Genomic DNA, 12,019 nt, shown 5'->3' on the forward strand with positions numbered 1-12,019 from the left:
TCTGCGTCCAGGGACGCCCCCGGCAGAAGCCGACAAGCCATCACATCCGGCTCTCGGCAGGCGAACCACCCACCTCGGCACTTCTCAAAGACCCTGGTCGAGAACATGCTGCCAATCGTCGTATTCATCAGCCTCGATTCGCCTGTGACCTGATCGGTCTGGCTGGTTCGACGACGGCTTGCCCTGTTTGTCCCGCTGGTCGGTGCGGGGGGCCTTCGCGTGGCGCCGCGGGTGCGCCGGCTTCCACGGGGCCGGAATCCTGCTGGTCTGCTCCTTCCTGGTCCTTGTCGGGGTGGTGGCCGACCGTCAGGTGAGGGCCGGAAGCTGATGGGCTCGCTGCCATGCGGTGGTGAAGGCTGTCGCCCAGGGCCAGGTCAGGTCGAGGTGGAGGGTGCGTCTACGGGCGTGGGAGGTGAGGCGGGCGGGCAGGTGGTACAGCTTCATGCGGATCGTCTCCGGCTCGGCGGCGGCGAGTTCGGGCTCGTCGTGCAGGAGGAGGAGCCGCGTCCAGGCGTCGAGGTCGGCGGCGATCGTGGCGGCCAGTACCCAGGCGGCGTTGAGCTGCCAGGACTTGCTGGGCAGCAGCCCGAGGCCGAGCCGCTTGATCGCTTCGACACGGTCCTCGACCTCGGCGTGATCACGGTAGAGGGCGTCGACGAACCACATCTGCCCGGAGCCCGGGACCCCGGAGAGCCCCTGGTGGGCGGGGATGTTCGTGGCGACGATCTGGTAACGCCAGCCGGTGCGCTCCTCGAAGGCGGTCAGCTTCTTCAGATCCCGCCGCGAGGGCTTGACCCGGCGCGCGATCAGCCGCATCCTGGTCGGCCAGCCGGTCAGGTCGCGCAGGCCGGTCAGCTCGGCGACCTGGTAGGAGACCATGCCGCCGTCGGGTCCCTTGATCTCGTGGACCTCGCCTTCCTGCCGCAGCGCGGCCGTCCACACCTTCTCCGGCGGCAGCGCGATGGCCTGCTCGTACGAGGCGTTGATCGCCCAGCCGGTCACCCAGCGCACCCGGCGCCGACTGGTGGACAGACTCTGGAGATGGTCAAGGACCTCGTGGCTGAAGGCCGCGCCGTCGATCCGCACCAGCACCTTCGACCACAACGGCAGCGGGAGCTGCCGAAACGCCGAGGCCAGGACGCTCTTGTGGTCGGCCACATCGTTGGGCGGGGCGTTGCCGGGCCGCAGAAGCATGGCAACGCACTCGCGGGTGTTGGCCACCCAGGCCCCCAGCGGCATGTGGCCGAAGCTGCCCTTGAACGTGCCCGCCGCACCTTCCTTGGCGCTGGTGCAGGTGATGATGGTCGCGTCGAGGTCGAGGACGTACCAGCCGGTCAGCTTGCGGCCGCACACCGCGATCCAGGGGAAACCGCCGGGGCGCAGAGCGAGCAGCGTCCACACCACGCGGCGTATCACGGCGCGGGCGCGCTCGATGCGGGCCGCGACCGAGCCGTCGGTCGCTTCCAGAGCGCGGCGCAGGGTGCTGTCCGAGACCGGGCGGGGGAACAGGGCCCGCCAGTGGTACTGGAGTTGCTCGGCTTCCAGGATGTTCGTCGCGCCGAGCGCGATGGCGCAGGCCAGCGGGACCAGCGCCATGCCCCGGTCCCGCCAGCCGGGCCCGGGGCCCTTCGGCGGTGCCGCACTCAGCGCGGTGGCCAGGCCGACGCGGTCGGCGGCCTTCCGCAGCAGCACCACGCCCGCATGGCCGATCAGGTTCTTGCCGTCGGCCCGCACGGCAAGCCGGTGATCCCATTCGGTGGCCTGCACCTGTCGGGTGTCTCTCCTCTGCGACGGCTTTGATCTCAGCAATCAGATCATCGCCGAGCACCCAGGAGCCGAATGCCGGCAGTCACACCCACCCGAGCGGTCCTGCGAAGCCTGCGAAAGCCGAGCGGGCAGGACACAGAGCCGATAGGGCCCCGCGCGGCGAGTCCTCTGCAGGAGTGGGGGACTCTGCTGCGCAACTACCCGGCGTGATGACACCGTGCCGACACGGCCCCCGGAGTTCTGCCTGGAAGCAGACAGGACGGGCCCGGCCGAGCCCCTGGAGACACGGCGCGTGACCGCCGGCAGAATTGAGCAGCAGAGTCGTGGGGACCGTGATTCAGGGCGCGGCCGGGTGCTCGGCACCCGTGCCGTGCGGCAGAGGAGCTGGCTACGCTGGGAGGATGAACTCCGCCGTATCCCCGTTCTCTGGTCCCGCCGACGAGGAGGACGCGCTGCGGGCGCTGCTCGCGTTGTACCTCCAGACCTACGAAGCCTCCGAGATACGGGCGGCCTACCGCACGCTCGGCAGTCCCCGGGTCGAGGTGGACGGCCTCGACGAGGAGATCCGTAGTGCGATCCTGCGCGAGTACGGGAGCCACGGCGGAGCGGAGAGCGATCCACGATGGGCCGTCGAACGCATCTGCGCGGCCCTTCCCCCGCCACCCGATCAGGGCGAGCAACTGCGCCGGGCGACGACAGCGCTCGCCGCCGCGGACCTCGCTCCGGAGCCGCCCGTGAGCTGCGGCGAGGAACGGGGTACGGGGCGGGGTACCTTCCACCTCATCAGGCACCGGCAGGGCGCGGTCGAGGTGAGCACGCTCGGCCGGTTCGTGTGCGGCAACGACGGCTCCGACACGTTTCTGTGGCGGTGGTCGAACGATCACGACGTCACGGCGGCGCGCGCGGCGTTCGAATCGGCCGGATTCCGCTGGGTGGACCGGGACCTCGGCTCGATCGAGGTGTCCGGCCTCAGCGTCTACTCCTTCGGCAGGCGTGAGCCGCTCTCCGTGGGACAACTGCTCTTCTACTGGCAGTCTTAGCTCTCCGGCCGGACTTCTGGATCCAAGCGGCCGGGGTTCCGGTCAGGGTCCCGCTGGCGGTGACGTCGTGCCGTTCGTCGTTGTTCTTGGTGACGCCGAAGTCCAGGACCGTCGTGGAAGCGCCGGCAGGGAGGATGAAGTCGGACGGCTCGACTACAGGGGCCGCCTGGTTCGGCGGGCGGACTCCGTCGAGGCGGGACTCACCGCGCGGGTCCACGGCTTGTGCCAGGAGCCGATCGTCATGTCGTCGACCAGACGGCCGTGGCGCGGGACCTGGAGGACCTCGACACCCTCAAGACCTTCGACCAGGTCCGTTCCCCGGCGCGGTCAGCCCTGCTGAACCACCCGGTGGCCGGGGAGCGCTCCGGGTCGGAGGCCCACCGCCCTGCGAGGCGATACCCGCCGGCCCCGCCCACCGCGCTTGCCGACAGTGATCGGGCCGGGGCGCCGCCGAAGGCCGCGGAGACGGCCTGCTTGAGGCGCCGAATGTACCTGGGCAACGAGAACGGGGCGATGTAGAGCTTGGCAGCGATCCGCTCGGCCGCCATGGCGGCCTCGGGGGCGTCGCAGGTTCATCGGACCTGCGGGGCATTCCGGGGCGCGAGGGCGTTCGTTACCGAAACAGAACTCGGAATCCCTTCCGAAAGTTTTGTTTTTGTGATATTCTGTCAAATTGCTGGATTAGTGTCCGGCATCATGATGAACAAGGGACAGCCCAGCCAGACAGCTCTCATGTCGGCCGCAGCACGCGCGGCGCACCTCCTCGTCGACGAGACTCCCTCGATCTTCGCCGACACCCTGGCGCAGACCTTCCTGGGTGAGCGTGCTGAAGAACTCCTCGGCTACCACCGGTCCTATGGTGGGCACCCCGTCCTGTCCGGCGCGCGGACGACGGCCGTTACCCGCAGCCGCTACACCGAGGACCGACTGGCCGAGCTGGCCGGCCGGGGTGTCGACCAGTACGTGATCCTCGGTGCGGGGCTGGACTCCTTCGCCTACCGATCTGAACTGACCGACCGTGTACGGGTATTCGAGGTGGACGAACCGGCGACCCAGCACTGGAAGCGGGCGCTGCTGGTGGAGACGGGGACGACTGTGCCACCGTCCGTCTCCTTCGTCCCGGTCGACTTCGAGAAGGAGTCCGCCCGGTCACTTACCGATCACCTCGTGCGGGCAGGCTTTGATCCGGGCCGACCCTCGCTGGTCGGTTGGCTCGGGGTCACGATGTACCTGACCTCGGAGGCGATCAGGCAGACCCTGGCCGTCATCAGCGGCTTCGCACCCGGCACAGAGCTCATCGTGGAGCACCTCCTCCCGGCCGGACTCCGAGACGAGGCGGGTCAGTCATATGCGGGCTTGGTCATGGCGGCGGCGGCCGCGCAGGGCGAGCCCTGGCAAACGTTCCTCAGCATCGAGCAGATGGACGTTCTCCTGCTTGAGCACCGACTCCAGCCGATCGAGTACGCCCGGCAACGCGAGGCGATCAACCCTGCGGAGTGGGAACGTACCGACGCGCTCCGCCCGTTCGAGTTGTCCGTCCTCGCCCGTGCGAGCGTACCCACCCGCTAGGCGGTCCCAGCCCGGCAGGCCGAGCCGCCAGTTGATCGGATCAGGTAACGGAGGAGGAAGTCACTCACCTGCGTTTGCGTCCCTGACCGGTGGGGTCGAGGCTCATGACGGCCATGTAGACGCATTTGAGGGCTGCGGCCTCGTTCGGGAAGTGCCCGCGGGCCCGGATGGCTTTCCGTATGCGAGCGTTGACCGACTCGATCGCGTTGGTGGTGCAGGCGACGCGGCGGATCTCGGCGTCGAACTGGAGGAAGGGCACGAACTCGGCCCGAGAGCAGACCGTACGGCCTGAAGGCGGTGGAACCGCCACGGCTGCGCGTTGTGCAGGGACGGCGTGGCCGTCGCGTCGTGGACCAGGGTCGTCACCGTCTCCTGGGTGAGTGATGGCGTCGACACCGAATACTCCCCTGCGGGCTCCCCCGGGGCCCTGGGCGCGTTTCCGGCCCCCGCACCTCCAGGGTGCCACCGCCGCCCGGCCTTCGAGCGGCTTTCCGGTAACTCGCCCGGCCGTGGCATGCCTCCTGTTCACAGGGACCGCTCACAGGGCCCGCAGCCCGTGCTCCCGGAACTGCTCCCGCACCCTCTCCGTCAGCTCTGGGTCCGGCGTGGGTGTGTCACGCAGGGGGAAGGGGATGCCCAGCGCTTCGTACTTGTGGGCGCCGAGCTTGTGGAACGGCAGGACATCGACCCGGTCGACGTTGCCCAGCCCGGCGAGGAAGGCGCCGAGGCCGTCGACGGCCGCCGGGTCGTCGGTCCAGCCGGGGACGAGGACGTAGCGGATCCACACAGGCACGCCGAGCCGGTCCAGACGGGTGGCGAAGCTGAGTGTGGGGGCGAGGTCGCCGCCGGTCAACTTCCGATAGGTGCGGACGTCGAAGGACTTGATGTCCAGCAGGACCAGGTCGGTGTCGGCGAGCAGTTCGTCACTCGCGCGGGCACCGAGAAAGCCGGAGGTGTCCAGGGCGGTGTGCAGGCCGAGTTCCTTGCAGCGGCGGAAGATCGCGGCCGTGAAGGCGGGCTGGAGGAGGGCCTCGCCGCCGGTGAGGGTCACTCCCCCGCCCGCGGTGGTGATGAAGATCCGGTACTTCTCGATCTCGGTCATCACCTCGTCGACGCATGTCTGCTTGCCGACGCGCATGTGCCAGGTGTCCGGGTTCGCGCAGTACAGGCAGCGCAGTGGGCAGCCGGAGAGGAAGAGCACGAACCGGGTCCCGGGACCGTCCACTCCCGTGGACAGGTCCCAGGAGTGGATTCGGCCCGTCACCGGCTCGACGGTCGTGTTCACAGCGATCCGTGGAAGGTACGGCTGATCACGTCGAGCTGCTGCTCGCGGGTCAGGCGGACGAAGTTGACGGCGTATCCGGATACCCGGACCGTCAGCTCCGGATACTTCTCCGGGTGTTCCATGGCGTCCTCGAGCGTCGCGCGGTCCAGGACGTTGACGTTCATGTGGAAGCCACCGGAGGCCATGTAGGCGTCGAGGATGCCGGCCAGGTGCGCGGCGCGCTCGGCCGGGTCGTGGCCGAGGGCCTCGGGCGTGATCGTCGTCGTGAGCGAGATGCCGTCGCGAGCCTGCTCGTAGGGCAGCTTGGCCACCGAGAGGGCGGAGGCGGCCACCCCGTGCCGATCCCGGCCGTTCATCGGGTTGGCTCCGGGTGCGAAGGGCTGTCCGGCGCGGCGGCCGTCGGGGGTGTTGCCGGTGTGCTTGCCGTAGACGACGTTGGAGGTGATGGTCAGGACGGACTGGGTGTGCTCGGCGTTCCGGTACGTGGGGTGCCTGCGCACTTTCGCCATGAACGACTCCACCAGGTCGGCCGCGATGGCGTCGGCCCGGTCGTCGTTGTTGCCGTACGCCGGGTACTCGCCCTCGACCTCGTAGTCGACAGCCAGGCCGGTCGCGTCCCGGACGACCCTCACACGCGCGTGCTTGACGGCCGAGAGACTGTCCGCCGCCACAGAGAGGCCGGCGATGCCGCAAGCCATGAAGCGGTGCACCGGGTGGTCGTGCAGCGCCATCTCGATGCGCTCGTAGGCGTACTTGTCGTGCATGTAGTGGATGACGTTCAGCGCGTTGACGTACGTGGTCGCCAGCCAGTCGAGCATGTGGTCGTACGCCGCCCTCAGTTGCTCGTAGTCCAGGTACTCCCGGGTCAGCGCGGGCGCCTCCGGGGCGATCTGCTCGCCGGTCATCTCGTCCCGGCCGCCGTTGATCGCGTACAGCAGGGCCTTGGCGAGGTTGACGCGGGCGCCGAAGAACTGCATCTGCCTGCCGACCGCCATCGCGGAGACGCAGCAGGCGATCGCGGTGTCATCGCCGGTGCGCGGGCGCATCAGCTCGTCGGACTCGTACTGGATGGCGCTGGTGTCGATGGAGACCTGGGCGCAGAACCGCTTGAAGCCCTCGGGCAAGCGTGGCGACCACAGCACGGTGAGGTTCGGCTCGGGGGCCGGGCCCAGGTTGTACAGGGTCTGCAGGAAGCGGAAGGAGGTGCGGGTGACCAGCGGGCGGCCATCGGTGCCGATGCCGCCGATGGACTCCGTCACCCAGGTCGGGTCGCCGGAGAACAGGGCGTCGTACTCGGGGGTGCGCAGGAACCGTACGATCCGCAGTTTGATCACGAAGTCGTCGATCAGCTCCTGGGCGCGGACCTCGTCGATGGTCCCCTCGTCCAGGTCCCGCTGGAGGTAGACGTCGAGGAAGGTGGAAGTGCGGCCCAGCGACATCGCGGCACCGTTCTGCTCCTTCACCGCCGCCAGAAAGCCGAGGTAGAGCCACTGCACGGCCTCGCGGGCGGTGGCGGCGGGACGGGAGACGTCGCAGCCGTACGAGGCGGCCATCCGCGCCAGTTCGCCCAACGCCCTTATCTGCTCAGCCAGTTCCTCGCGGTCGCGGATGACGTCCGGGCTGGAGGGCCGGGTGTCCAGCCGAGCCCGTTCGGCCCGCTTGGCCTCGATCAGCCGATCCGTGCCGTAGAGCGCGACGCGCCGGTAGTCGCCGATGATCCGGCCGCGGCCGTAGGCATCCGGGAGCCCGGTGATGACGCCCGCCTTGCGGGCGGCCCGCATCTCGGGGGTGTAGGCGTCGAAGACACCGTCGTTGTGGGTCTTGCGGTAGGAGCCGAAGACGCGCGTCACGAACGGGTCGGGCTTGTAGCCGTATGCCTTCAGGCCGTTCTCGACCATCCGCAGGCCGCCGTTGGGCATGATCGCCCGCCTGAGCGGGGCGTCGGTCTGCAGGCCGACGATCAGTTCCCGTTCGCGGTCGATGTAGCCCGGCCGGTGCGAGGTGATGGTGGACGGCAGGCCCGTGTCGACCTCGAGGATGCCCCGGCGCCGCTCCTCGGGGAACAGAGCGGCGACCTTGCCCCAGACGGCGAGCGTGCGCTCGGTCGGGCCGGCCAGAAACGCGGAATCGCCTTCGTAGGGTGTGTAGCTGGCCTGGATGAAGTCGCGTACGTCGATCTGGTCCCGCCAGTGGGAACCGGCGAAGCCTCGCCATGCCTCGGTCGTCACCGGGGGTCCAGCTGTCACCGTTGCCGTCATGGCCGGTCTCTCCCTCACTCTGCACGCAGGATCTCTGCACCTTCGATGTTCGTCGCCCGCGACGCCCGCGAGGAGGGCCTCTCGACTTAGCCCGTGCCCGCCATCCGTCCCTCGCCCGGCTGGGCCGTTGGGCCCTGACGCGGGGCACCGGTTCACCCGGCAACTCGTGGCAGGAACAGCTGTGGCGCCCCCGCCGGCGAGCGAAGGCGCCGCAGCCGGACGGACCCGCGGCCCTCACAGGAGCCAGCGGTTGCGGCTGACGAAGGGCAGCCGTGACCATGCCTTGCCCAGGCCCCAGGTGGCGCCGGCGCCCGCGGCCGCGAGGGCGATGAGGACGACGGCGTAGATGAGGTGGTAGTCGGCGAACGGGTTGGTCGACATGCTCGCCGAGCCATCGGACAGGTGCTGGGCCGGCGGCCACTCCGCGATCCACATCAGCGCCATCATCAGCGTGCCGGCGACCGCCGCGAGCCGCAGGCCGATGCCGGCGATCAGGGCGAGACCGATGCCGAGCAGGCCGAGCATGAACAGCCAGTCGGCCCAAGTGGCCCCGGCCCAGTCGTGGAAGGTGGATTCCATCGGCCCGACGGCCACACCGCCGAGGAAGCCCTTGGTGGGTGAGCCGCCGTCGATCCAGCCGTTGCCGGACTGGGTGGCGTAGCCGAAGCCGAAGGTCTTGTCCAGGAACGCCCACAGGAAGACGAACCCGGTCAGCAGGCGCAGACCGGCGAATGCGTACGCCTGGGTGGCCACCGCCGCGGTCGTCACCTCGCCGGACGCGGGCGCCGTCCCGCTCCGGCGCAGGGACGGGAAGCGGAATCCCAGAGGCCGGTGGGGGTGGTTGTGCACTGCCATGATGCTCATCCCTTTCGAGGGGTGTGACACACAGGATGGGGTCGACTTCTCGTTGCGCCTTCAATGTCCCGCGTCGCTCACGCCTGTCGGAGGGGCTGCAAGGCCCGGGCAGCGGACCGAACGTCCCGCTTCCCGGGCCCTGTTGGCATCGGGTTCAGCCGTCCCAGGACCAGTCGGCGACCTCCGGCAGGTCGACGCAGTGGACGCGGATCCACTCGCGGTGGCACAGCCGGGCGTCCTCCATCCGCCGGTGTACGGTCGCGGCGCGCACCGCGAGGCCGGGGACGCGGTCGATGACATCTTCGCGCTGTGCGTCGGCTGCTGAAGGACCATGCCGCGACCGTCGTACTCGGAGAGAGCGGCGGGACCCGCCCCCGCCTTGTCGCCGATGGCGAGCGCCCGATGTTCTGGGACAAGGTCAAGGACGACTACAAGGGGCCCGGCGGAAGCCGGACGGCCGGACGCTACCGCGCACACGAGTTCCGTGCGGATGCCGACCGCCGCATGCTCTACCTGGAAGAGCACTGCTAACAGCGGGACGAGTCATGCCCGTACGAGGATCCGAATCCCCACCCGGCTTTGAGTCGGCTCGCCCTTCGACCAGCCGTCAGAGCTGACCGCTGATCTGCTGAGAGAGCCCGTCAAAGAACTCCTGAAGACCGGCCGCAGCAAGGTCGAACTGATCGAACCACGAGGCGGTGGTCGACCTCCAGACCCGCCCAGAGCCTGCCAGTGCGAACAGATGGCCTCCCCCGTCGCTGGCGAATACCAGGGCAGGCTCTTCCCCATCGATCTGGACGGCCCCGTACTCGCGGAAGTGCTCCGCGACCAGCGAGGCCGGATGGACGAAGTAGCCGTTCTCCACATCGGGCAAGGAGACCTCAGCGATCACCCAGTACATCGTGGTCAGGTCCGAGGGAATCGGCGTCAGCTCCACAAGCGCGTCGGTGGCCTGATGGCTCGCCGCCGAAGCGTGCACCACCACGTTGCTGCCCGGCTCGAAGCCATGCCGTGCCTGGAACGACTCCATCAGCTTCGCGAGCGCCGCGTCCGCCTGCCCACACCAGCCGCGAAGCCACTCGGCATCAAGCCGTTCGTCAGCCACGGGCACTCCCTCTTGCTTTCGCCGGGGACCCGCCCACGCGCGTGTCCGGAAGAACCTAGGAACGTTCACACAGATCCGGTCAGAGCCAGATTCAGGCAGCGTCATCACCCTGAACGCTCCGACGGGTCTCAGGCCCGCGGGGGTGCCAACCACCGTTCTGCGCGGCCCTGCTTGTCGGAGTCTCCAGAGCGGCGAGCATGTGCCAGCAGCCGGGCACGCAGCGGTTCGGGCAGGCCGGCGACATCCCGCTTCTGGTGCGGGCGGGTCTTCCAGCCCACCAGATGCCGCGCGGCCCCGGCTTCGTGTCGCTCCTCGGCTCGCGGGTCGGCCAGCCCTGCGAGCAGTTCGGCGATCGGCACCCTGCCGAGCAGTTCGCCAGGCACACCCTCGTGGACGGGGTAACCGGAGCAGCGCCCGCTGCCGGAGCCGTACCATTCGAGCAGGGCCAGCGCCCGCTCCACTGGGTCGGGAAACGTCGCCTGCAGTCGGCCCGTGAGTTCCGCAAGCAGTTCGGGGGAGGGCCTGCCGCCGGTGCGGGAGAGGTCGAGGATCCGGTCGGCGGTCCCCTCCAATCCGTCGGGCATCGCGGCCAGCCAGCTGCGTTCGTCTTCGGATCTTTCCCCCGCTCGCTGTCGGTCGGCTTCGAACTGCTGCATGGGGCCGGGCATGCCGTGGCCGTCCAGCCACGCCAGGAGCAGGCGGCCGTCGGCGAGGACGGCGTCGCTCTCCCACAGCCCCCACCTCAGCGTCGCCCGGTGGTGCAGGACGACGACTGCGAGTCGCTCACCGGCCCAGTCGAACAACTCGAAGCGGACGTCCCCGCCGCACATGCAGTGGAACCCGGGCAGCGATTCCACCGCCATAGCTCTCCTGAGCTGGTCCGACTCCGCCGGATCGGAGAGGTCCACCCGGATCTCTCCGTCCGCCTCGAATCCGCTCACCGAGCTCACCTGGGCCATGTGCGCCTGCTGCAGCACGCTGTCCAGCGCCGTCGTCTCGTCCATCAACCGGTTCCTCCCCGCCCGGGCCGCAGGTGCGCAGCCCGCCAGATTCGACCGCAGCTCAGGATGCCTCGCAACCCGGTTCTCCTGGGCCCGCACTGCAGTTCGCACGGCGACGGGCGGATCCTTCCGGGGTGAAGATGAAGCCGTCCGTGAACAGGGTGCCGCCGTCCCGGAAGGCCCAGAGGACGGGTTCGGCATGGACGGAGGCCGACGACGGGCTTGGCCCCGGGACGAAGCTGTTCCAGAGGTGGAAGCAGAGCATGGTGTCGTCACGTTGGTCGGTCGCGTAGGCCAGCGTCTTGGGGTAGTTGGGGTTGTTCCCCCCGAAGAGGACCGAGGGGGGCCCGAACGCCGTGACGACGTCGCTGAGAAACCGGTCCTTGCGGCACCAGGTCTCGCTGACGCGACGGATCTCGTAGCGCTCGGCCGAGGTGAGGGTCCGGTCGAGTTGCAGCCATCCCTGGCGGTGTGCGATCTCGGCATAGACCGAGGCCACGGCGCCCTCGTGTGCATCACCCCAAAGATCTTGAAAGGCTCCGCGCACGCCGGTGGAGGAGGATCCTCGGCGGGTTTGCAGGTCCTTCAGTTCCTGCTGCCACTCCTGCTCGGAGGCCTCCGCGAACGCCACCGCGTCGAGGTAGAGCCTGATCGCGGTCTCACCGCCGTACATTCCCGGGCGACGCAGGGCGCCGTTCAGGTGCGTGACCAGGTAGTCGAGCACTTCTTGGGCTGTGCGCCCATCGTTGCATCCGGTCGGGTCGGTCATCGTCTGCCTTCCTGTTGGTCCTCGGCGCGTGCTGCGAGGTACTCGGCCCAGTCGCGTCGGGCGTAGGTGACCCAGCGGATCGCGGTGTGGCGGTGCATGCCGGTCAGGTCGGCGAGGATGGGGCTGGGGAGGTCGGCGGCGAGGGCGGAGTTGCGGGCCGCGCGGACCGAGATTCCGTGGCGGTTGAGCTTCTGCGTCATGGCATGGGTCGAGATGGGCTTCCCTGGGACCAGGCCCGTGAACAGCAGCCGGGGGCCCGGGGTGGCCTGGGCGAACAGGGATCGTGAGCCGGGCAGGGGCTCTTCCGCCAGCTGGTGCAGCAGACCGGCCAGTCGCGGGGGCAGTAGCACGGGGTGACGGCCGAGCATCA

The 12,019-nt window shown here is 69.2% G+C and carries 12 protein-coding genes and 2 pseudogenes; 4 read left to right on the forward strand and 10 right to left on the reverse strand.

All coding sequences use genetic code 11. The features are described from left to right. Positions 1 to 306: 306 nt before the first annotated feature. Positions 307 to 1,767 (reverse strand): IS1380 family transposase, encoded by a 1,461-nt coding sequence (locus tag MXD57_RS05155; RefSeq protein ID WP_250400077.1) that lies wholly within the window; start codon positions 1,765 to 1,767, stop codon positions 307 to 309. Positions 1,768 to 2,168: 401 nt separating this feature from the next. Between MXD57_RS05155 and MXD57_RS05160 the strand changes: the two genes are divergently transcribed. From MXD57_RS05160 to MXD57_RS05170, 3 genes are all read left to right on the forward strand, one after another. After that, positions 2,169 to 2,807, forward strand: coding sequence for a hypothetical protein (locus MXD57_RS05160; protein ID WP_250400078.1), 639 nt, complete (start codon positions 2,169 to 2,171; stop codon positions 2,805 to 2,807). A 222-nt stretch (positions 2,808 to 3,029) separates the two neighbouring features. Continuing rightward, entirely contained in the window at positions 3,030 to 3,326 is a 297-nt protein-coding gene (locus MXD57_RS05165) for a hypothetical protein (RefSeq protein ID WP_250400079.1), read from the forward strand. 177 nt (positions 3,327 to 3,503) lie between these two features. Continuing rightward, on the forward strand, positions 3,504 to 4,376 hold the full coding sequence (locus MXD57_RS05170; protein WP_250400080.1) for a class I SAM-dependent methyltransferase: 873 nt from the start codon (positions 3,504 to 3,506) through the stop codon (positions 4,374 to 4,376). A gap of 70 nt (positions 4,377 to 4,446) precedes the next feature. Here MXD57_RS05170 and MXD57_RS05175 read toward each other — a convergent pair. From MXD57_RS05175 to MXD57_RS31965, 5 genes and pseudogenes are all read right to left on the reverse strand, one after another. Continuing rightward, positions 4,447 to 4,641 (reverse strand): annotated as a pseudogene (locus MXD57_RS05175) (transposase); the annotation flags it as partial. 273 nt (positions 4,642 to 4,914) lie between these two features. Beyond that, positions 4,915 to 5,661, reverse strand: coding sequence for a pyruvate formate-lyase-activating protein (pflA, locus tag MXD57_RS05180; protein WP_250400081.1), 747 nt, complete (start codon positions 5,659 to 5,661; stop codon positions 4,915 to 4,917). Then, a complete protein-coding gene (gene pflB / locus MXD57_RS05185; RefSeq protein ID WP_250400082.1) occupies positions 5,658 to 7,919 on the reverse strand; it encodes a formate C-acetyltransferase in 2,262 nt (753 codons plus the stop codon). The genes pflA and pflB overlap by 4 nt, the downstream gene beginning before the upstream one ends. Before the next feature lie 234 nt (positions 7,920 to 8,153). Further along, positions 8,154 to 8,774: a DoxX family membrane protein gene (locus tag MXD57_RS05190; RefSeq protein ID WP_250400083.1), complete on the reverse strand. Its 621-nt coding sequence runs from the start codon at positions 8,772 to 8,774 to the stop codon at positions 8,154 to 8,156. A 154-nt stretch (positions 8,775 to 8,928) separates the two neighbouring features. Beyond that, positions 8,929 to 9,075 (reverse strand): annotated as a pseudogene (locus MXD57_RS31965) (hypothetical protein); the annotation flags it as partial. Between the two features lie 8 nt (positions 9,076 to 9,083). Here MXD57_RS31965 and MXD57_RS05195 point away from each other — a divergent pair. Then, positions 9,084 to 9,305, forward strand: coding sequence for a hypothetical protein (locus MXD57_RS05195; RefSeq protein WP_250400084.1), 222 nt, complete (start codon positions 9,084 to 9,086; stop codon positions 9,303 to 9,305). Positions 9,306 to 9,381: 76 nt separating this feature from the next. Here MXD57_RS05195 and MXD57_RS05200 read toward each other — a convergent pair whose 3' ends face one another. The 4 genes from MXD57_RS05200 to MXD57_RS05215 all read right to left on the reverse strand — a co-directional run bounded on the left by MXD57_RS05200 (position 9,382) and on the right by MXD57_RS05215 (position 12,017). Continuing rightward, positions 9,382 to 9,879 (reverse strand): hypothetical protein, encoded by a 498-nt coding sequence (locus MXD57_RS05200; RefSeq protein WP_250400085.1) that lies wholly within the window; start codon positions 9,877 to 9,879, stop codon positions 9,382 to 9,384. A 128-nt stretch (positions 9,880 to 10,007) separates the two neighbouring features. Further along, entirely contained in the window at positions 10,008 to 10,883 is an 876-nt protein-coding gene (locus MXD57_RS05205; RefSeq protein ID WP_250400086.1) for a hypothetical protein, read from the reverse strand. A 58-nt stretch (positions 10,884 to 10,941) separates the two neighbouring features. After that, positions 10,942 to 11,649, reverse strand: a complete 708-nt coding sequence (locus tag MXD57_RS05210; RefSeq protein ID WP_250400087.1) for a hypothetical protein — start codon at positions 11,647 to 11,649, stop codon at positions 10,942 to 10,944. Next, complete coding sequence (locus MXD57_RS05215) at positions 11,646 to 12,017, reverse strand: hypothetical protein (RefSeq protein WP_250400088.1); 372 nt, start codon at positions 12,015 to 12,017, stop codon at positions 11,646 to 11,648. The genes MXD57_RS05210 and MXD57_RS05215 overlap by 4 nt, the downstream gene beginning before the upstream one ends. Positions 12,018 to 12,019 lie beyond the last annotated feature (2 nt).

Source organism: Streptomyces cellostaticus, from assembly GCF_023630175.1.
Taxonomy (GTDB): domain Bacteria; phylum Actinomycetota; class Actinomycetes; order Streptomycetales; family Streptomycetaceae; genus Streptomyces; species Streptomyces cellostaticus_A.